Below are 19753 nucleotides of genomic sequence, written 5' to 3' on the forward strand. Positions count from 1 at the left end.
GCTTATGAAGCGGCTTTTTTATCAGCTTAACTCTCTTCTTAATTAAAGAGACAAGCGACGAACATCACTTAGCAATGAATTCAAGTAGGTCATAAAGCGACCTGCATCACCACCATTGACTGCTCTGTGGTCATAAGACAAGCACAATGGCAACATTGTACGAGGCTCAAACTCTTTACCATTCCAGCGCGGTTCGATGTCTGCTTTAGAAACACCAAGAATACCCACTTCAGGACAGTTAACGATAGGAGTAAACCCTGTACCGCCAATTGCACCCAAACTAGAAATAGTAAAACAGCCACCCTGCATATCTGCAGGTTTCAACTGCTTATCAAGCGCTTTCTTGATCAGTTCGCCAGCTTCTTTTGCAATCTGAACAACTGACTTTTTATCAGCATCACGCAAAACAGGCACAACCAATCCTGCAGGAGAGTCTACCGCAATACCAATGTGCACATAATGCTTCTGAACATAGCTTTGACCATCAGACATTAGAGACACGTTGAAGCTTGGGTTAGCAACCATAGCTTGCGCAACCGCTTTGATCAGGAATGGAAGAGGCGTCAATTTAACCCCTTGTTTTTCCATCTCGCCTTTCAATCCTTTACGGAAAACTTCAAGATCAGAGATATCCGCTTTGTCAAACTGAGTAACCTGAGGCACAACAAGGGCGTTGCGAACCATATTTTCAGCAGTTAGACGTTGGATTTTGCTCATTTTAACAACTTCGACTTCGCCGAACTTACTAAAATCTTGATCTGGCACAGTTGGCAAACCAGAACCCGTTGCTGCAGCCGCAGGAGCAGATTCTGCTTTTTGAACCGCCGCTTTAACATAAGCGTGCAAGTCTTCTTTCGTAATACGACCACGTGGGCCTGTAGGACGAACAAGAGCAAGATCAACGCCTAGCTCGCGAGCAAGCATGCGCACAGCAGGACCTGCATGAACTTTCTTAGAAGGCTCAGACAACACAGCAGATTGATCTGCCTGTGCTGGTGCTGCTTTCGCCGCACTCGCTTTAGGTGCCTCAGCAGCAGGCGCTGGTGACGCTTTTTCAGCAGCAGGAGCCGCTTCAGCTTTAGGTGCAGAACCACCTTCCACTTCAAGCTCAAGCACGAAATCACCTTCAGAAACCTTGTCACCTACTTTTATAGAAACAGATTTTACCGTTCCTGATTTTGGTGCAGGAATTTCCATAGAAGCTTTATCAGTTTCAAGGACGATGATGGAATCGCCTTCACTGACCTTATCGCCAGCCGCCACTGCCACTTCGATAACTTCTACGCCTTCAGCGCCACCAATGTCAGGAACATTGACTTTTTCAACGCCACCTGAAGCCGATTCAGCAGCTGGAGCTGGAGACTCTGATTTAGGTTCTGCCGCTTTCTCTTCTGCAACTGGAGCAGAAGAAGACTCTGTCAACAATAAAAGAACCTTATCGCCCTCAGAAACCGTGTCACCTTCTTTGATATAAAGCTTCGAAACTTTACCGCTGAAAGGCGCAGGAATATCCATGGACGCTTTATCAGTCTCAAGAACGATGATTGAATCGCCCTCTTGAACCTCATCACCTTCAGCAACACAGACTTCTATAACGTCAACACCTGTCGCTCCACCAATATCAGGTACAGAGACAGTTTGTTCAGAAGACGCTGCAGGCTTTTCTTCGGCAGCAGGCGCTGCTTTTGCAGGTGCTTCTTCTTGCGCTTTTGGTTCTTCAGCAGCAGCTTCGCCACCTTCAACTTCTAGCTCAAGAATCTTATGACCTTCTGAAACAGTATCACCTTCTTTAACACTAATAGCGGTCACTTTACCCGCTAGTGGAGAAGGTACGTCCATAGACGCTTTGTCTGTTTCTAATACAATAATCGCTTGGTCAACTTCGATTATGTCGCCAACTTGAACGCTAACTTCGATTACTTCGACGTTATCTGCACCACCAATATCTGGCACTTGAATGATTTCAGTACTCACAGAAATCTCCTTTGTCTTATAGACGCATCAAACTTAAAATCACATCCAGCTTGAAATAGACCTCAAGCTGGATGCCTAGATTGTCAGGCAATTAGCAAGTTACTGGATTCGGCTTTTCAGGGTCCAAGCCAAATTTAGCAATCGCTTCACTAACTACAGATGCATCAATCACACCGTCTTTTGCAAGGGCATTCAAAGCTGAAACAACAACCCAATAGCGGTTCACTTCAAAGAAATGACGCAATTGAGCACGAGTATCACTGCGACCAAAGCCATCTGTACCTAATACGTTATAAGTCGTATTGATAAAAGGACGGATTTGATCTGCGAACAACTTAACATGGTCAGTAGAAGCGATTACTGGACCATTTCCGCTCAAGCAGGACTCGACATAAGACACGCGAGGCTCTTGTTCAGGGTGAAGCATGTTCCAACGGTTTACATCAAGACCTTCACGACGCAACTCATTGAAAGACGTTACACTCCATACATCAGAGTTAATACCGTAATCGTTAAATAGAATCTCAGCAGCCGCTTCTACTTCACGAAGAATCACACCAGAACCAAGTAATTGAACTTGTTTCTTGTTGGCTTTCTTAGCGTGAGATTTAAGTTTATACATCCCTTTGATAATGCCTTCTTCAACACCTTCAGGCATATCTTCATGGGTATAGTTTTCGTTCATTACTGTTAGGTAATAGAAAACACTTTCTTTCTCTTTATACATACGGCGCAAGCCATCTTGCATAATAACCGCAACTTCGTATGAATAAGTTGGATCATAAGACACACAATTTGGGATAGTGCCAGCAAGAATGTGGGAATGACCATCTTCGTGCTGCAAACCTTCACCGTTAAGTGTTGTACGACCCGCTGTTGCACCAATCAAGAAACCACGAGCCTGAGAATCACCTGCCGCCCAAGCCAAGTCACCAACACGTTGGAAACCAAACATTGAGTAATAAATGTACACAGGAATCATTGGCAGATTGCTGTTGCTGTAAGAAGTTGCTAATGCCAACCACGCAGAGAATGCACCTGGTTCATTAATACCTTCTTGCAAAATTTGCCCATCAGCAGATTCTTTGTAATACATAATCTGAGTATGGTCATGCGGTGTATAACGCTGACCTTCAGATGTGTAGATACCTAGCTGACGGAACATACCTTCCATACCAAAGGTACGAGCTTCATCCGCAACAATTGGCACAACACGCTTACCAATTTCTTTGTCTTTAACCATAACATTCAATGCACGCACGAATGCCATCGTTGTAGAGATTTCACGACCGTTTGTACCAGCGATCTGAGACTTGAAGGCTTCCAAAGATGGAACCTCTAGTGCTTCACAATCACGACGACGCACAGGGAAATCACCATGCAATGCTTTACGACGTGAGCGCAAGTATTGCATTTCTGGGCTATCTTCTGCTGGGCGGTAGTAAGGAAGATCTTTCAGTTCTTCATCACTGATAGGAATACCAAACTTGTCACGGAACTGAGCCAAAGACTCCTCATCCAGTTTCTTAGTTTGGTGCGCCGTATTTTGCGCTTCAGCCGCTTTGAACATGCCGTAACCTTTAACGGTTTGCGCCAAGATAACGGTCGGCTGACCCTTGTGAGAAGTTGCCTCAGCGTAAGCTGCGTATACTTTATATGGATCATGTCCACCACGGTTAAGATTCATGATCTCATCATCAGTCATGTCTTTAACCATCTCTAGCAATTCTGGGTATTTGCCAAAGAAGTGTTCACGAGTATATGCGCCACCATTTGCTTTGTAGTTCTGAAGTTCGCCATCGCATACTTCATTCATACGCTTAATTAGCAGGCCTTTGTCATCTTTCTCGAACAAAGGATCCCAATGACGGCCCCAAAGACACTTGATAACGTTCCAGCCAGCGCCACGGAATACACCTTCAAGCTCCTGAACAATTTTGCTGTTACCACGCACAGGTCCGTCTAGACGCTGTAGGTTACAGTTGATCACGAAAATAAGGTTGTCCAGTTTTTCACGGCCAGCAAGCGCAATTGCACCTAAAGACTCTGGCTCATCACACTCACCATCGCCAAGGAAAGCCCATACTTTACGGTCACCTTGATCAATCAAACCACGGCTATGCTGATATTTCATAACGTGTGCTTGATAAATGGCTTGCAAAGGCCCTAGACCCATAGAAACCGTAGGGAACTGCCAGTAGTCAGGCATCAACCAAGGGTGTGGGTAAGAAGAGATACCTTTGCCATCTACTTCACGACGGAAGTTATCAAGCTGCTCATCTGTCAGACGCCCTTCAATGTATGAACGTGCATAAATACCAGGAGAAATATGGCCTTGGAAAAAAACCATATCAGCTTCTTGCTTACCGTCACTACCACGGAAAAAGTGGTTAAAACCGATATCATAAAGCGTTGCGGCTGAAGAAAAACTCGTAATGTGGCCACCAAGTGTTGAGTCAACACGGTTAGCTTTCATTACCATAGCCAATGCATTCCAACGAATTATGGAACGTATACGACGCTCCATAAATACGTCACCGGGCAACGGCTTCTGATTTTCAGGAGCTATCGTATTTCGGTATGGCGTCGTGATAGACGACGGCATTGACGTACCTGCTTTTGAAGCTTCATTCGTCAAATGATTTAAAATGTATTGTGCGCGTTCAGGACCTTCTTCGCGAAGGACAGACTCAAGCGCATCGACCCACTCTTTCGTTTCAATTGGATCGATGTCTTCGAGAATATGCTGCTCAGTCATCGTGTTAATAACTCCCGCTATTAGAACAGATACTTAACCTACCAAGGACATTATGTGTGTTTAAGCCTTGGAGGCTACTTAAACGAACCATCGGAACTCATATGAATAGCCATAAATAAGTTCCAGCCGACTTCGGATAAAACGACACCCTACTTTATTGGTACTTAAAGCGTCGTTTTTATCCGTTTCAATGGCAACTTTTGTTGTTTTATTTTTATTTCCATTGTATCGACCACTAGTTTACCTAGTCGGATCGCTTCCAATTCGGATTTGGTTCATCAAATCCAACATTAAGTTTCTACATGCAACTAGCCTTACTAAATGCATATAAAAATTCAAAACTGTTTACTTAGATAAGTAAGAGAACATGATTTAAGTGCTTTGCACTTAAGATCTTTTACCAAAGTTTTACCTTTCGGAACACTTTCTTCTATCTTAGAAGAGTCTAATTCGGGCGTAAGATTAACACCTAATCAAGAGATCGCCTAGCCACTGACACCAAGATTGAAATATTCAGAGCAATTTTCACCATCTGAACTTTGCAAAAAATCGACAAAAGACAGACAAAAAACACGTTAATCCAAGGAAAACTAGGTCTCTCCACCAAAAATTCAGAGAGAATATGAGGCGTATAACTTGTGTGAATCTTGCCCATTTTTCACATTAGGCTTGTACCGATTTCACAAAAAAGCAAGATTTTACATCTATATAATAGCTATAATGCCATAAAATCCCGTCCCCAACCACGCCCCAGTATAGGATTCAATTGAATCACCCGAGCTAGCCATAAAAATACTGACTCCCACGACGCCCCCTTTTTATAGAAATACTACTCAAATCAATTAATTTCGTCGGATCAGCACTGACGATCTATCAATATAAGGCTACAATAGCGTTTTAACTTCACGCGACGAACTAGGATTGCACATGACTCTTTTGAGCCCCCTTTTAACCAAACACATCCAATCGCAAGTTACTTTTGCATTAGAGGAAGACATCGGCTTAGGAGACATAACCGCTCAACTCATTCCTGACAATCAACAAATCACCGCAACAATAATCAGTCGTGAGCCCGCCATACTATGTGGCCAGGCGTGGGTTAACGAAGTATTTTCCCAATTAGGCAATAATGTCACCCTTACTTGGCATAACAAAGACGGTGATTTATTAACACCTAATACACCATTTATAACGATTCAAGGACATGCAAGAACAATTCTAACTGGTGAACGTACGGCGCTAAACTTTCTACAAACCTTGTCATACACGGCTACGGTTACACACCAATACAGCGAGATTGTCTCTAATACGGCACTGACCATACTGGACACTCGAAAAACATTGCCCGGCATGCGTCAAGCACAAAAGTACGCCGTAACCATTGGTGGTGGAAAAAATCATCGCATTGGTCTGTACGATGCGTTTTTAATAAAAGAAAACCACATAATGGCGGCAGGCTCTATAGCAAATGCCGTTAGCATGGCGAAACAAATTGCACCAGGCAAAACCATTGAAGTGGAAACTGAAAACCTTAACGAAGTAGCAATGGCCGTTGCAGCGGGTGCTGACATTATCATGTTAGATAACTTTTCATATGAAGATATGAGCAAAGCGGTGAGCGACTTTAAAGGGCAAGTTAAATTTGAAGCGTCTGGCAATATGGATAAAGATCAACTTTTAAAAGTGGCTGCCACCGGTGTTGACTTTGTGTCAATTGGCGCTTTAACAAAACATGTTCAAGCAATCGATCTGTCATTGCGCGTATCTCAGGAAACACTATGAAAGATAGTATTTTAGTTATCAATTGCGGAAGTTCATCTCTAAAGTTTGCCATTCTAGCCAATGCCGGACAAGAAACCTTGGTTGAAGGCATTGCGGATAGATTAGGGACAGATGAAAGCAGCATCACGTTTAAATTTAAAGGCCAAAAGAGCGAAGTTAGTTTAGAAGATGGCAGCCATAAAAATGCCGTAAATCAAATCAAAATCTGGCTCAGTAGTCACCCAATTATTGAGCGCTCATTAGCGGGTATTGGCCACAGAGTGGTTCATGGTGGTGAAACCTTCAGTAAATCTGTGCTTATTGATCAAGATGTTATTGCTGGCATCAAACAGTGCTCTCAGTTTGCACCATTACATAACCCCGCCCATGTTAAAGGCATAGAGGTCGCTTTTGAACTCTTCCCAGGCCTTCCCCAGGTCGCCGTATTTGATACAGCTTTTCATCAGACACTTGCGCCCGAGCAGTATTTATACCCGATTCCAATGCACTTCTATCGAGAGCATCATTTTCGCAAATATGGCTTCCACGGCACAAGTTATCGATATATAAGTCAGCGATTAGCGCATATTGCCAAAGGCAGTGATCAACAAGGCGTGCTTGTGGCTCACCTTGGTAACGGTGCAAGCACTTGTGCGATTAATCAAGGCAAATCTTCCGATACTAGTATGGGCATCACGCCATTAGAAGGCCTAATGATGGGAACGCGCTCTGGTAGCCTAGATCCGAGCCTACTGTCATTTATTAGCCAAGCTGAAAACATTTCCTTTGAATCCGCACTTGATATCTTAAATAAACAGAGCGGCCTACTTGGTGTGTCAGAGATTTCCAATGACTGTCGGACCTTAGAAGAAGCTATGGAGTCTGGAGACCAAAGAGCTAAGTTGGCTTTAGACATGTTTGCCGCTAGGACAGCGAAACATTTAGCCAGTGTGGCCACGACTTTAATAAGTATTGATCATTTGGTATTTACAGGTGGCATAGGCGAAAATTCAAGCTATTTACGTCAAGCTATCTGTAATCATTTGAAAGCACTAAATATCCGTATAGACTCAGAAGTAAATGACAATGCCCCTCGTGGCGAAACGTTGAATATTAGCGCGAAAGATAGTCATACCAATGTTTGGATTATTCCAACGAATGAAGAGCTAATGATTGCGCTCGATACAATAAGCTTGATTCAACATTAAACAGCATAACGCACACCAAAATGGACTAATTTAGGATTCATCAGATATGTCAATAAATGTACTTATGACCGTACCCACAGGCCCTGGTGTAGGACTAACATCAGTTTCTGTTGGTCTTGTCCGTGCGCTTGAACAGCAGGGCTTAAAGGCCAGCTTTTTCAAGCCAATCGCCCAGCCACAGCCTGGTGACAAAGGACCTGACAAATCAACAGCCATGGTTGCCCAAGGTTCAACACTGACGCCAGCTGAACCTATTCCGCTTCATGAAGCAGAGCGTTATTTGTATAACGACAATATTGACGAACTGATGGAAGAAATTGTTGGCCGCTTCCAAGCTAGCGTAGAGCCAGACTCAACGGTTATCGTAGAAGGTCTTGCTCAAATTGCAGGTCACCCTTACGCCACACGACTAAACAAAGCGATTGCTCGTACTCTTGATGCGGGTTTGGTATTGGTAACAGCACCAAACAATATGCGAGTAAATGAACTAGAACACCATGTTGAGATTGCGGCAGGTTCTTATGGTGGCATTAAGGCCAACGATGTCATTGGCTGTATTTTGAATAAAACTAGCCCTGGTTCATTAGGTGTTAAATCCTATGGGGATTTATTTGCTCAGCGGGGCATATTTAAACGCAACTTTAGTCTGCTCGGTCAAATACCAAAGGCAGACGAACTCACCTACCCACGAGTAAAAGATGTTGCCGACTTCCTTGGTGCTCGCATCATTAATGCGGGTGAAATCGAATCTCGTCGAGTGCAATCTTATACCCTTTGCGCCCGTGGCGTAGAAAACATGCTTGAAGCACTTCGTCCAGGCGTACTGGTTTTCACTCCAGGGGATCGTACCGACATCATAATGGCGACGGCTATCGCAGCACTTAATGACATCAAGATTGCAGCCTTAGTTGTGACCGGTGGATACCAACCAAGTGAAGCCTTAATGACGCTATGCGGCAAAGCAATGGCCAAAGGCTTACCAGTTCTATCTGTTGAGTCTAACAGCTGGGAAACGGTTATTAACATGCAGTCGTTTAACCAAGAAATTCCGCTTGATGATAAAGAGCGCGTCTTAATGGTAAAAGAGCACATTGCTCGTTGTATAGATCACGATTGGATCAACTCTTTCGCTTTAAACCAAGAAGAAAGAAAGCTATCTCCACCAGCGTTCCGATTCCGCTTGATCGAACTTGCTCGCTCACTCAACAAGCGCATTATCCTACCTGAAGGTGAAGAAATTCGCACAATTCAAGCCGCTTCTATTTGTGCCGAACGTGGCATTGCGCGCTGTACCTTACTCGGTAACGAAACAGAAATACTTAGAATCGCACAGAACAATGGCATTGAATTGAGTCATGGCGTAGAAATACTCGACCCTAGCAGCATTCGCGAACGCTATGTTGCGCCAATGGTCGAGTTAAGAAAAAGTCGTGGACTGACTGATATCGTGGCACGTGAGCAATTGGAAGACAATGTTGTATTAGGCACCATGATGTTACAAGTTGGCGATGTGGATGGACTAGTGTCTGGCGCAGTACATACGACGGCCAACACCATTCGCCCTGCTCTACAGTTAATCAAAACATCCGCTAACGCGAGCCTGGTGTCATCGGTTTTCTTCATGTGCTTACCTGATCAAGTCTTGGTTTATGGCGATTGCGCGATTAACCCAGACCCAACAGCACAACAACTTGCAGAAATCGCCATTCAAAGCGCGGACTCTGCCAGTGCATTTGGCATTACACCGAAAGTCGCCATGATCAGCTACAGCACTGGCGGTTCAGGCACAGGCAACGATGTAGATAAAGTACGAGAAGCGACTGCGATTGCACAAAAACTGAGACCAGACCTATTGATTGACGGACCATTGCAGTACGACGCAGCTATCATGGAGAAAGTTGCTAAGCAAAAAGCGCCAAATAGTAAAGTCGCCGGTAAAGCCACTGTCTTTATCTTCCCTGATCTAAATACAGGTAACACCACTTATAAAGCCGTGCAAAGAAGTGCGGATGTAGTAAGTATTGGCCCAATGCTGCAAGGTATTCGCAAACCTGTTAACGATTTGTCTCGCGGCGCTTTAGTCGATGATATTGTCTATACTATCGCCATAACAGCCATTCAAGCTGGTGATAAAAAAGACGTCTAAACGCGTACCACTTTCTAGGCAGCTCGCAATCATGCAAGCGGCTTTTATAGAGCTACTGTCTAGAAAGTGGACATACTTAAGATTGCCTATTAATATTAATCAATATTTTTCAGCTGGTGGTCGTTATGTCTGGTAGCCTTCCTCACTCAATCGCTCTATCCGCCCAAGTGCCAAATAATACAGTTACGCCTGGTTACACCACTTTTGATGTGCGGTCTGACGAAGACAAGAACCTAGCAGCATTACATGCCCGTAACGCCAAAGCCTCCAGCGACCTAGTTGTAACTATTTCTGAAGAAGGTCAGGCGTTGTCCCAGCACAATAAAAAAACAGCGGATGAAATTGATGCGAAAAAGCAAAATGATATGCTACAGGAGTTAGAAGAAGAATTTGCTGAAGACACAGATCTTGCAACTTCAACTCAATTAGAACCAACAAAAGACTATCAAGAAAACAAAACGACTGGAGACATCTTAGATCAGATTGTTTAATGTGACATCATTAACATAAAATACCATTAGCAGGATGCTAAAATCATAATCTTCAAGGAGTGAAGAATGTTACTTTCTCGTCAATTAGTACGCGGCTTTACGTTATTGGAACTTATGGTCGTGATCGCCATTATTTCCATCTTAGCAAGCCTTTCTGTACCCACTTTTACACGTCAAATAGCAAAAGCGAAATTAATCGAAGCGCAAAACCTTGCCACACAACACCAATCCGTCATCGAAGAATTTATTCTTTTACATGGTTCCTTTCCCAATGAAACAGAATTCAACCTAATAAAAACCTCACTCACGGATAAATCCATCGCGAAGTCCATTACCGTTGACAGTGCCAATAAAACAACAGGCAGCCTAATTCTCACTCTTAATAGCAATACAGGCATCGATGAAAACCAATATCTCAGATTTTCTCGTGATAGCAATAGAAATTGGACATGCCTTTCAGACCTAGACGCTAATCTACTGCCCCTACAATGTGAAAGTACAATAGAAGGTGCGCTATGACATTAGAAGAAATCATCTCTAACGCTATCGGTCGGCACGCTACAGATGTCCATTTAGAGCACACGAAGATAAGCCTACACGTCTATCAACGCGAATATGGCACCCTAAACAAAGTGGTTGATTTGCCCCCTGAAACAAACCTAATCAATCGTATAAAAATGCGCGCAAATCTAGATCTTTCAGAAACAAGAAGAACGCAAGAGGGTCAGTTTTTGTTTGAAGAAAGACACCGCAGTACATTTGTCAGAGTGAGCATCGTATCAACCGTTAAAGGAGAAAAAGTTGCGCTTCGCTTATTACCTGACAAAAACCGCTTGTCTTTGAATGAAATAGGCATACAGGCTAACCTCCATTCCGCTTTGTCTTCCGCTTTGGAACAACCCAGTGGGTTAATTCTAGTATGCGGTGCCACTGGTGCCGGAAAAAGCACCACTCTATATTCATGTCTAGATGTTTTAAATACAGGTGAGAAAACCATTTTCACCATTGAAGACCCTGTGGAATATGAAATCTCAGGGTTATTTCAATGTGAACCCAATCCCGCTATAGGACTGGACTCAGCAGCATTATTGAAATCATTTCTTAGACAAGACCCAGATGTCATCATGGTAGGCGAAGTACGCGATGCCATCACCGCGAATTTAGCCGTTAATGCAGCTCTTACTGGTCACCTTGTTCTGGCTACATTACATACTAACTCGGCACTAGATGCGATACATCGATGCCACGGCTGGCAAGTTGATTTTTTTTCTTTAGCAAGCTCACTAAAGCTCATCATCCATCAATCAATGCTCTATAAAAGCAGCTCACAACATCCTATATTTCATGGAATATCCCCCTTATGGGAGGCATCTTTGCCAAGGAATTACGATGAATTAATTTCCTCTCCCTCTTTATGGAAACCCTACCCTCATTTGCATAGTGAGGCCCAAAATGCCATGGTTTAAAATCAAATATGTCAGTGGAAAAGTAGATTATAGATATGGACACTCAGAAAAAGAGGTGCTTTTTGACTCTGTTAGTAAAGGCCACTGGCAAATCATAGTATCCCAATGGACACCAAAGAAATTCGACTACAAATCACTTCAAACTTTTTATGAAGAAATTCAAAGTGCCTTACAATCGGGATTACAACTTAACCAAGCTATTGCGCACTTCGCCTTATCTTCGTCAAACTCAGGATTGGCTAATATAAGCAAAGCCATATTAGGTGAACTAGAGCGAGGCACAACCTTTAATGAGGCATTAAGCAAGCTAACCAAAAACTCAGCAGCACCCTACACGCAGCTTCTAAATTCTCAGGGTACAAGGGAAGATTGTGAGAAAAGTTTAAGCGTATCAATACATCAACTCAAATCTCTGCTTGAATGGTCTCAGCGATTACTAAAAACCCTTATCTATCCATTCAGCGTCATTCAGATAGCTTTGATCATCCTCATTATCAATCGCTCGTTAGAAGATCAGTCAACCGATGATTATCTGGCACACTTGATACTTAATCTTTCAATTTATGTAATTTGTAGCCTAGTCCAAATTAGCGTTATACGTAGCCTTCACCAAGGTCATGCTTGTTATTGGCTAGAGAAATACAGTCGTAATTTTCGTTTGACGAAATTGTTTTCTTTATTAAGCACCATCAGAAAAACAGGCCTAACATTGCAACAGGCATTAAAAAATATGCCTGACTATTTCCAACACATTCCCACAAAACATGAAATTTACAGTGTCTATTACACCCTTCGTTTAGGCAAGAACTACGAAGAAACCTTTCCGTCACACTGGTTCCCAAACGAATCATCAATTGCCTTACACTCTGCTGGACAGGATGGCGATATCGAAAGAGCACTCGTCTTAGCAGCTAAAGAGCACGAGAAGCGATGGCAAAGAAACATCGCCATTTTAGAGAAACTCATCCCCGCTATCTGCCTCATGATTGCAGGCAGTGTCGTTGCCACAGCACTGGTTACTCTGTATGCACCTTTGATTGAGATTTAATAAATGGATTTAACCGTATTAATGTGGACTTTGTACTGTGTAATGGTACTTTGCATCGGCAGTTTTTCTGCTGCCTACACAACCCGATGGCCAATTAAACAAGATTATTTGTGGACTAAAGAGGCACACCATCTATTATCTATTCCTTTCACCACGTCTTCACCATTAATGTTTAATAGAAGGCGCTCTCACTGCATTCACTGTGAACAACCTCTGACATACAAAGATCTCATCCCAATCTTTAGTTTTATCGCTCTTAAAGGCAAATGCCGCTATTGTAAACAGAGAATATCCTCTCGTTATCTCGTTATTGAAATCACACACTTACTTTGCTGCCTGCCTCTTTTGTGGCTATTTGATGATGTCTACTCGCTGACTCTTATAACCTTGTTAATGAGCGCTTTGATTACCGCAACCGTCATAGACATGGAACACAAGCTTATACCTGATGAATGTAATACTGTGGCGCTAGGTTGCGGATTGCTACTTAACATATCTGCAAATAACCTGCATAACAGCGTGCTGGGTATGATGGCTGGGTTCGTTTTGTTGTACACCCTACGTTGGCTCTATACCTTGTGTAGGGACAAAGAAGGCATTGGACTAGGTGACGCTAAACTACTGGCAGCATTGGGAAGTTGGCTTGGGCTCTCACATCTTCCTACATTGTTATTTTGTGCAAGCATATGTGGAATACTATACACTGTGTTCTCAAAAACAAGCAGCCAAGACTATATAGCTTTCGGCCCCTTTTTAACGATTTCAGCCTTATTAGTATTCTATTTAACTCTATGACAGATCACATAACTCCCATCATAGGTCTTGCTGGCGGTATAGGTTCAGGCAAAAGCACAATAGCAAAATGCTTTAATCAACTCGGCATTCAAAGTGTTGATGCCGACGATGTTGCAAGATTAGTTGTCTTACCGGGTTCATATTGCCTCGATAAAATTGAGCAGCGCTATGGCAGTAAAATATTACTGAACGATGGCACATTAAATCGACGTGCTTTACGCGAAATTATTTTTGACACTCCCAGTGAGCGTTCATGGCTTGAATCATTAACACATCCAGCAATAAGAGAAGAACTTCTATCTCAGCTCCAAGGTGCGACATCACAGTACGTGCTTCTTGTTCACCCGTTATTATTTGAAACAAAGCAAAATTCTATATGCAAATATACTATCGCCATCGACGTCCCAGTAGATGTTCAATTACAAAGAGTCGTGAATCGCGACCAAGTAGATAGAGAAAGTGCACAAAAAATAATCTCTGCGCAATTAAGCAATAGTGAACGCCTCATGAAGGCCGACTTCATCTTGGAAAACGCTGGCAATCTTAATGATATGAATGCTAAAGTCTTAAAATTACACCAAAAAATTCTAGAGTCATTATAAATTTAGAGTCACATTCATGTCAGACAGTATTAAAGCTTCGCTAGTTGCATGTCCAACTTGCCAAAAAAAATCACCGTGGTCGAAAGAGAACCCAGATCGCCCTTTCTGTAGCCCTAGATGTAAGTTAATTGATTTGGGTGCGTGGGCAAGTGAATCCTACTCTATTCCTCAGCAAACATCGGAAGAAGACGAAATTTTTTCAGAGGATCTTGTTATTGATCCAAATAAGTCCTTTTTATAATTGCTAGATATGGAATGTAACTTTTTATGGCCCAACAAGACTTTTCAAAGAAAAAAGCTCTGCTCATAGAAGATATGGCAGAAGCTCGAATCATGCAGCGAAAAATGCTGACAGACTTCGGCTTTACTTCCATAGAAATCGCTATGAAAGCAGAAACAGCCATAGAACTTTTAAAGAATAAAAATTTCGATGTCATTTTATCCGATTATAACCTTGGCAATGGTAAAGACGGACAACAACTGCTTGAAGAAGTTAGACACTCAAAACTGATACCGAACACAGCCACTTACTTAATGGTTACTGCTGAAACATCAATTGAAATGGTCATGGGTGCGATTGAGTACCAACCCGATGGTTACATCACAAAACCATTCTCTCAAGCTGGGTTGCAACGACGCCTTAGTAAATTATTAGAAACAAAAGATAGGCTGTATGACGTCAATGTAGCGTTAGATAAAGGCGAATATGAAAGTGCCATTGCAGCAGCAAAAGTTGTGATGGAGAAATATCCTTCTCTAAGCGGAAAATGTGAACGCATCATCGGCGAAAGCTTTATAGAACTCCAGCAATACGATAAAGCGCTCTCCTTGTTTAGCAAGATACTTAAAAGTCGTAAAATGCCGTGGGCACTATTTGGCAAAGGAAAGTCTTATTTTCTAATGGGTGAGCTTGAGAAAGCAGAACAGAGCTTTCGCCAACTGATGCTTGATAACCGCTTTTTCGTCAGCGCTTATGATTGGCTGGCTAAAATACAGTTTTCTGAAGGCAAACTAGAAGACGCTCAAGCCACTTTGATCGAAGCTATCGCACGATCACCTAAGAATATCTTACGTCAAATGGAACTAGGCAAAATCAGCTTATTACTTAATGACAGTGTAACGGCAGAAATGTCCTTTAGAAGGGCTGTGTTCTTAGCGAAGTACTCTTGCTACAACACAGCAGAAGTATACCTAAATCATCTAGAATCTCTTGCTCGTATTTCTGATGATGGCCCTCTACTCCCTAGGCAGAGGGATAACTTTAACAGTACTCTCAAGAAAATTCATGAGTCTTTCTTTGAGGATCCTGACCACAAAGCAAAAGCGTATAGCTGCGAAATAGATGTATTCTTAGCAGATAAGGATATCTTGACCGCTAAGCAAATTTTCGAAGCTTGGCTAAGTGAAGTAAAAGGCGGAGCGGCGACAGCTCCAACCAAGAAACAAAGTTCAGCCTACGCAGAATCTTTTGGAAGTTAAAAGATGAAAAAAATCGATATCAGCACAATTTTGGCAAGCGCAATCCACGAAAGCAAAAATCAGGTGGGAACCTTGCTCTACCAACTACAAAGCCTGAAAGAGTCGATGGTAAGCAAAGATGCAAACCAAAAAAAAATAGTATCAATTGAAGAGTCTCTAAAGAAACTCAATGATGAGTGGGTTGAATACCTATATTTATATAAGCTAGCTTCTGACGGTTATGATTTGCATGCTGATACCTTTCTACTTGATGAATTCTTGGATGATCAAGTTTTTGCCCTACAACCATCAGCCAATGCAAGAAATTTGGAATTAGGCTATGCTTGCAATGAAAGTTTAACCGGTGTTTTTGACGAAAGACTAATGACAGCGGTTGTGAGCACCGCTGTGTACAATGCATTTCGTTTTGCCAAATCCAAAATCATCATCAATGCCAAACAAGAAAATAACTTCCTCGTCATTTCAGTTGAAGACGATGGACCAGGCTTTAAACAAACAGATGATGAACCAGATGATTTCCTCGAAGGTAATACAGGATTAGGTTTGTATTTTGCCGAATTATCAGCTTCTGCACATCTAGCTGGTAATGCGCGTGGCTATATTAAAAAAGACTCTTCTGCTAGCTTAGGCGGTGCCAGTCTTATCGTGTATTTACCACAACCCGTTCGTGAAGATTGCTAATCATCCTTAAACACTAGCCAGAATTTTTAAGGAATTCCGTTAACAAGCTCCCTGCCTTTTCAATATGCTGCCTTAATAAGATAAGTGCAGCATTTTTATTATTCGATTCAATCAATGAAATCAACTCTTCATGCTGATCTTGGCTTTTTTCATGATACCCCAGTGGCCCAAATTGAAAACCAAGATAGCGCACAGCTTGCATATTCAAACCTTCAACAACACGTTGTAATGTTGGCCTATTGGCAGGCTGATACAAAGCCTCATGAAATTGCCAGTTCAATTCACCACGACTCACCAAGCTAATATTCTCATGATCTAACGCTGACAAATAAGAGCGTGCTTTAGCGACGTCTTTATCATGGATTTGCGCAAATGCCATTTCGAACAAAATACACTCTAATTCAGCTCTCATCAAATACAGATCCTCAGCCTCCTGCCAACGTAAGTCGGGAATCATTACCCCCGCCTTACCATGCGGAACAAGCCAGCCCTCAGCTTTTAACGACAACAAAGCATCGCGAATAGGTATCCGGCTTACCCCATAGAGATCGGAAAGAACTGCCTGCCTCAAAGGTGTGCCTCTTGGAAGCTTATTTTTAAGAATATCTTCTTTGATTCTCTGACTTACATCCATAGCCACTTCTTATTGCTTACGCTTAATATTGGATATCATTAGACAAATAACACCAAATAATATCCCCCAAAAAGCCGATGCAATACCACCAAATGAAACACCTGAGACAGTGACTAAAAAAGTAATCAATGCCGCTTCTCTGTTTGAATCATCCGCCACGGCATTTTTTAAATTCATTCCTATGGTTCCCAATAAGGCAATACCAGCTAATGCAGCAATCATAGTGGAAGGAAAGACAGAAAATAAAGCAACAACTGATGTTCCAGCTAAACCCGCTAGCCAATAAAAAAGCCCGGCAGAAAGCCCTGCAATATAACGGCGTTTAGGGTCTTTATGGCATTCTTCTCCAGAACAAATCGCGGCAGTAATTGCCGCCAAATTAAATGCAAATCCGCCTAAAGGAGCTAGAACGATTGATGTTAATCCAGTCCAGCTAATAAGAGGAGATACTGGAGTTTGATATCCACTACTTCGCATGACAGCAACTCCTGGAATATTCTGAGAGGTCATGGTGACAATATACAAAGGAATACCAACACCTATAAGAGAACTTACATTCCACTCAGGCCACACCCATACAAGTGAGCCCAGAGAGACAGGTATAGTGGAGATAAGTTGCTCTTCAGATCTCGCCAGCACAAAAGCAACACCGGCGACCAAAACAAACAGCACAGCATATCGAGGCACAAGTCGCTTACTTACTAAATAAGTAATTAACATAACTCCAACAAGAAACGTATCACTCATCATGGAATCAAAAATAGACAAACCAAACTTAAATAGCACCCCTGCCAACATCGCGCAGGCAAGAGGTAAAGGCACTAATCTCATTGCTTTATCAAATAGGCCTGATACACCTGTTAACAGGGTTAACACGCCCGCAAAAACAAACACACCAATCGCTTCAGAGTAACTGATTGTTCCTAGGCTCGTTGCCAGTAAGGCTGCCCCAGGCGTTGACCAAGCGGTAATTACAGGTGATCGGTACCATAAAGAAAGGAAAAAGCAAGTTGCCCCCATACCAAAGCCTAGGGCCATAATCCAAGAGACAATGGTACTAGAATCAGCCCCCGCAGCCTGAGCTGCCTGAAAGACAATAGCAACAGAACTTGCAAAACCAATGAGCACTGCAACAAAACCTGCAACCAGCGCACTTAAACTAAAATCATTTAATATCCTGAACACAACCTTATTACCTAAATAATCCATATGAAGGACTAACTATAATTGTAAACAAGTATTTTTGTATACATTTTTTAATGTACTAACATATAACCAACTAAACCAAGTGCAAACCCCATCACTGCCCCCATCGGTGGCGCCCAATGTTTTTCTAAAACAGCTTGAGGTGCAATATCTTGAAATACTGCGTACAAAATCCCACCAGAAGCAAATAACATAATGCCAGAGACTACTGCTGGCCATTCAGCAAGCCAGAATAACGCAATAACTCCAGATATAGGCCCACACAAAGCTAACAAGGCAAACCAGAAAATAATGGTAATGGAGCGATAATGTGATGTGGATTTCAATTCTCTGAAAGCATTAAACCCTTCAGGAAGGTTCTGCATTGCTATAAGTGCTGCAAGTAGCCCTCCATTAACGTTACCTAATGCAAAGGCGGCTCCTAGAGCTAATGATTCAGGGATAAAATCAGCTAACATGGCAACAAGCTGACTTATAGAGGTTTGACTTCTGGATAACCAAATATCCAGTAACATAAACGCTGCCCCGCCTGACAAAAAAAGCAAAGCAGCAAACACAGGAGAAAAATGTAATACACCTTCTGGCACAAGAACTAAGGCAATGGCTGAAAGCAAAGCCCCGCCTCCAAACGCCGTCACAGCATGCATTAATTCTTTTTCTAACCACTCAGGCTTTATTCGCTCAAAGTTACCTATCAACGCCCCCAATGGCATTGCTAGCCCAGCACCAAGGGTTAACAAGATAACACTGTATAAAGGCTCCATTTTTAACACTCGCTTGTAAAAGTCTTTTCAATAATCACGTCAGATACTGTATCTTAATATTGAAAAGGCCAACCAGCACTTAAATAAATAATTAACAGGTTTCCATTTAGCTATTGAACGCCTTATTTGCAGACTCAGACCTTCTTATTACTATGCTTTAGTTAAAAAAATACCAGACAGTGTCTGGTATTTTTTAACGCTTAACCGGCGAATCTAGGTTGACCCAAGCATCCCACCCCTGCCATTCTTCTTGAGCATCCACTTCCATGTTATGCACACGCATCACATCAACAATTGCCTTATAAAAATTACTGATAATTAGTTTCATAATACTAGTCTCTCCATATATTTGCCTGAATGAGAATAGAGATATTTGCTAAAATTACATAATCAATATTTCCTAAAGGCGTCATACATAAAATCTATTCTGCTAAAACGGGCAAATTAATCCTCACCGTTAAACCATAATGACAAGATGACATTTCTACAGACGAAAAAAGCCCTGACAGCTTAGCTATCAGGGCTTCCTTAAATAAATCTTGATAACGACCTACTCTCACATGCTTGTCTGTTATAGAAAGCCCCACACCACCATCAGAGATGTTGACTCCCTATAACGAAAAAACCCTACCCTGCTTAGCAGGATGAAGTGACCCCATAAAGTTGGACACTTTATTAACCGGCTAACAATGCCTGATTTCGGTACTCTACCGGAGTCAGGCCATTTAACCCCATTTTTA

At 42.3% G+C, this 19753-nt stretch carries 18 protein-coding genes; 12 read left to right on the forward strand and 6 right to left on the reverse strand.

Annotated features, from left to right (window positions below; genetic code table 11):
- Positions 1-42: 42 nt before the first annotated feature.
- Positions 43-1974 (reverse strand): dihydrolipoyllysine-residue acetyltransferase, encoded by a 1932-nt coding sequence (aceF, locus tag DFP75_RS04800; protein WP_110572719.1) that lies wholly within the window; start codon positions 1972-1974, stop codon positions 43-45.
- A gap of 91 nt (positions 1975-2065) precedes the next feature.
- On the reverse strand, positions 2066-4732 hold the full coding sequence (aceE, locus tag DFP75_RS04805; protein WP_110572721.1) for a pyruvate dehydrogenase (acetyl-transferring), homodimeric type: 2667 nt from the start codon (positions 4730-4732) through the stop codon (positions 2066-2068).
- 927 nt (positions 4733-5659) lie between these two features.
- Here aceE and nadC point away from each other — a divergent pair.
- From nadC to DFP75_RS04865, 12 genes are all read left to right on the forward strand, one after another.
- A complete protein-coding gene (gene nadC / locus DFP75_RS04810; RefSeq protein WP_110572723.1) occupies positions 5660-6514 on the forward strand; it encodes a carboxylating nicotinate-nucleotide diphosphorylase in 855 nt (284 codons plus the stop codon).
- Complete coding sequence (locus DFP75_RS04815) at positions 6511-7701, forward strand: acetate/propionate family kinase (RefSeq protein ID WP_110572725.1); 1191 nt, start codon at positions 6511-6513, stop codon at positions 7699-7701. Before nadC ends, DFP75_RS04815 begins: the two co-directional genes overlap by 4 nt.
- 46 nt (positions 7702-7747) lie before the next feature.
- A complete protein-coding gene (gene pta / locus DFP75_RS04820) occupies positions 7748-9847 on the forward strand; it encodes a phosphate acetyltransferase (RefSeq protein WP_110572728.1) in 2100 nt (699 codons plus the stop codon).
- 125 nt (positions 9848-9972) lie between these two features.
- A complete protein-coding gene (locus DFP75_RS04825; RefSeq protein WP_110572730.1) occupies positions 9973-10338 on the forward strand; it encodes a hypothetical protein in 366 nt (121 codons plus the stop codon).
- Between the two features lie 66 nt (positions 10339-10404).
- Positions 10405-10857: a pilin gene (locus DFP75_RS04830; protein ID WP_110572732.1), complete on the forward strand. Its 453-nt coding sequence runs from the start codon at positions 10405-10407 to the stop codon at positions 10855-10857.
- The gene (locus DFP75_RS04835; RefSeq protein WP_110572734.1) at positions 10854-11804 is read left to right on the forward strand and encodes a GspE/PulE family protein; all 951 of its coding nucleotides are present in this window, start codon (positions 10854-10856) and stop codon (positions 11802-11804) included. Before DFP75_RS04830 ends, DFP75_RS04835 begins: the two co-directional genes overlap by 4 nt.
- Positions 11791-12852 carry a type II secretion system F family protein gene (locus DFP75_RS04840; RefSeq protein ID WP_110572736.1) on the forward strand — a complete coding sequence of 354 codons (1062 nt, stop codon included), beginning with the start codon at positions 11791-11793 and terminating at the stop codon, positions 12850-12852. The genes DFP75_RS04835 and DFP75_RS04840 overlap by 14 nt, the downstream gene beginning before the upstream one ends.
- 3 nt (positions 12853-12855) lie before the next feature.
- A complete protein-coding gene (locus DFP75_RS04845; RefSeq protein WP_110572738.1) occupies positions 12856-13647 on the forward strand; it encodes a prepilin peptidase in 792 nt (263 codons plus the stop codon).
- A complete protein-coding gene (coaE, locus tag DFP75_RS04850; RefSeq protein ID WP_110572740.1) occupies positions 13644-14249 on the forward strand; it encodes a dephospho-CoA kinase in 606 nt (201 codons plus the stop codon). The genes DFP75_RS04845 and coaE overlap by 4 nt, the downstream gene beginning before the upstream one ends.
- Before the next feature lie 16 nt (positions 14250-14265).
- A complete protein-coding gene (locus DFP75_RS04855) occupies positions 14266-14490 on the forward strand; it encodes a DNA gyrase inhibitor YacG (protein WP_110572742.1) in 225 nt (74 codons plus the stop codon).
- Between the two features lie 26 nt (positions 14491-14516).
- Positions 14517-15728 carry a response regulator gene (locus tag DFP75_RS04860; RefSeq protein ID WP_110572744.1) on the forward strand — a complete coding sequence of 404 codons (1212 nt, stop codon included), beginning with the start codon at positions 14517-14519 and terminating at the stop codon, positions 15726-15728.
- 3 nt (positions 15729-15731) lie between these two features.
- Complete coding sequence (locus DFP75_RS04865; RefSeq protein WP_110572746.1) at positions 15732-16409, forward strand: sensor histidine kinase; 678 nt, start codon at positions 15732-15734, stop codon at positions 16407-16409.
- A 13-nt stretch (positions 16410-16422) separates the two neighbouring features.
- Here the strand turns inward: DFP75_RS04865 and DFP75_RS04870 are convergent, their stop codons facing one another.
- From DFP75_RS04870 to DFP75_RS18665, 4 genes are all read right to left on the reverse strand, one after another.
- On the reverse strand, positions 16423-17043 hold the full coding sequence (locus tag DFP75_RS04870; RefSeq protein ID WP_110572748.1) for a GntR family transcriptional regulator: 621 nt from the start codon (positions 17041-17043) through the stop codon (positions 16423-16425).
- Positions 17044-17052: 9 nt separating this feature from the next.
- Complete coding sequence (locus DFP75_RS04875) at positions 17053-18228, reverse strand: benzoate/H(+) symporter BenE family transporter (RefSeq protein WP_110572857.1); 1176 nt, start codon at positions 18226-18228, stop codon at positions 17053-17055.
- A gap of 71 nt (positions 18229-18299) precedes the next feature.
- On the reverse strand, positions 18300-19013 hold the full coding sequence (locus DFP75_RS04880; protein ID WP_110572750.1) for a ZIP family metal transporter: 714 nt from the start codon (positions 19011-19013) through the stop codon (positions 18300-18302).
- Positions 19014-19206: 193 nt separating this feature from the next.
- Positions 19207-19341: a hypothetical protein gene (locus tag DFP75_RS18665; RefSeq protein WP_281270045.1), complete on the reverse strand. Its 135-nt coding sequence runs from the start codon at positions 19339-19341 to the stop codon at positions 19207-19209.
- Positions 19342-19753 lie beyond the last annotated feature (412 nt).

Source organism: Marinomonas alcarazii (assembly GCF_003208215.1).
Classification (GTDB): Bacteria; Pseudomonadota; Gammaproteobacteria; order Pseudomonadales; family Marinomonadaceae; genus Marinomonas; species Marinomonas alcarazii.

Excerpts from the sequence above, each read along its gene's own strand:
- DFP75_RS04855 (WP_110572742.1), top strand. The coding sequence starts at position 14,266 with ATGTCAGACAGTATTAAAGCTTCGCTAGTTGCATGTCCAACTTGCCAA.
- DFP75_RS04840 (WP_110572736.1), top strand. The coding sequence starts at position 11,791 with ATGCCATGGTTTAAAATCAAATATGTCAGTGGAAAAGTAGATTATAGA.
- DFP75_RS04845 (WP_110572738.1), top strand. The coding sequence starts at position 12,856 with ATGGATTTAACCGTATTAATGTGGACTTTGTACTGTGTAATGGTACTT.
- DFP75_RS04860 (WP_110572744.1), top strand. The coding sequence starts at position 14,517 with ATGGCCCAACAAGACTTTTCAAAGAAAAAAGCTCTGCTCATAGAAGAT.
- DFP75_RS04835 (WP_110572734.1), top strand. The coding sequence starts at position 10,854 with ATGACATTAGAAGAAATCATCTCTAACGCTATCGGTCGGCACGCTACA.
- DFP75_RS04865 (WP_110572746.1), top strand. The coding sequence starts at position 15,732 with ATGAAAAAAATCGATATCAGCACAATTTTGGCAAGCGCAATCCACGAA.
- DFP75_RS04870 (WP_110572748.1), bottom strand. The coding sequence starts at position 17,043 with ATGGATGTAAGTCAGAGAATCAAAGAAGATATTCTTAAAAATAAGCTT.
- pta (WP_110572728.1), top strand. The coding sequence starts at position 7,748 with ATGTCAATAAATGTACTTATGACCGTACCCACAGGCCCTGGTGTAGGA.
- DFP75_RS04830 (WP_110572732.1), top strand. The coding sequence starts at position 10,405 with ATGTTACTTTCTCGTCAATTAGTACGCGGCTTTACGTTATTGGAACTT.
- DFP75_RS04880 (WP_110572750.1), bottom strand. The coding sequence starts at position 19,013 with ATGGAGCCTTTATACAGTGTTATCTTGTTAACCCTTGGTGCTGGGCTA.
- aceE (WP_110572721.1), bottom strand. The coding sequence starts at position 4,732 with ATGACTGAGCAGCATATTCTCGAAGACATCGATCCAATTGAAACGAAA.
- DFP75_RS04815 (WP_110572725.1), top strand. The coding sequence starts at position 6,511 with ATGAAAGATAGTATTTTAGTTATCAATTGCGGAAGTTCATCTCTAAAG.
- DFP75_RS18665 (WP_281270045.1), bottom strand. The coding sequence starts at position 19,341 with ATGAAACTAATTATCAGTAATTTTTATAAGGCAATTGTTGATGTGATG.
- DFP75_RS04825 (WP_110572730.1), top strand. The coding sequence starts at position 9,973 with ATGTCTGGTAGCCTTCCTCACTCAATCGCTCTATCCGCCCAAGTGCCA.
- nadC (WP_110572723.1), top strand. The coding sequence starts at position 5,660 with ATGACTCTTTTGAGCCCCCTTTTAACCAAACACATCCAATCGCAAGTT.
- coaE (WP_110572740.1), top strand. The coding sequence starts at position 13,644 with ATGACAGATCACATAACTCCCATCATAGGTCTTGCTGGCGGTATAGGT.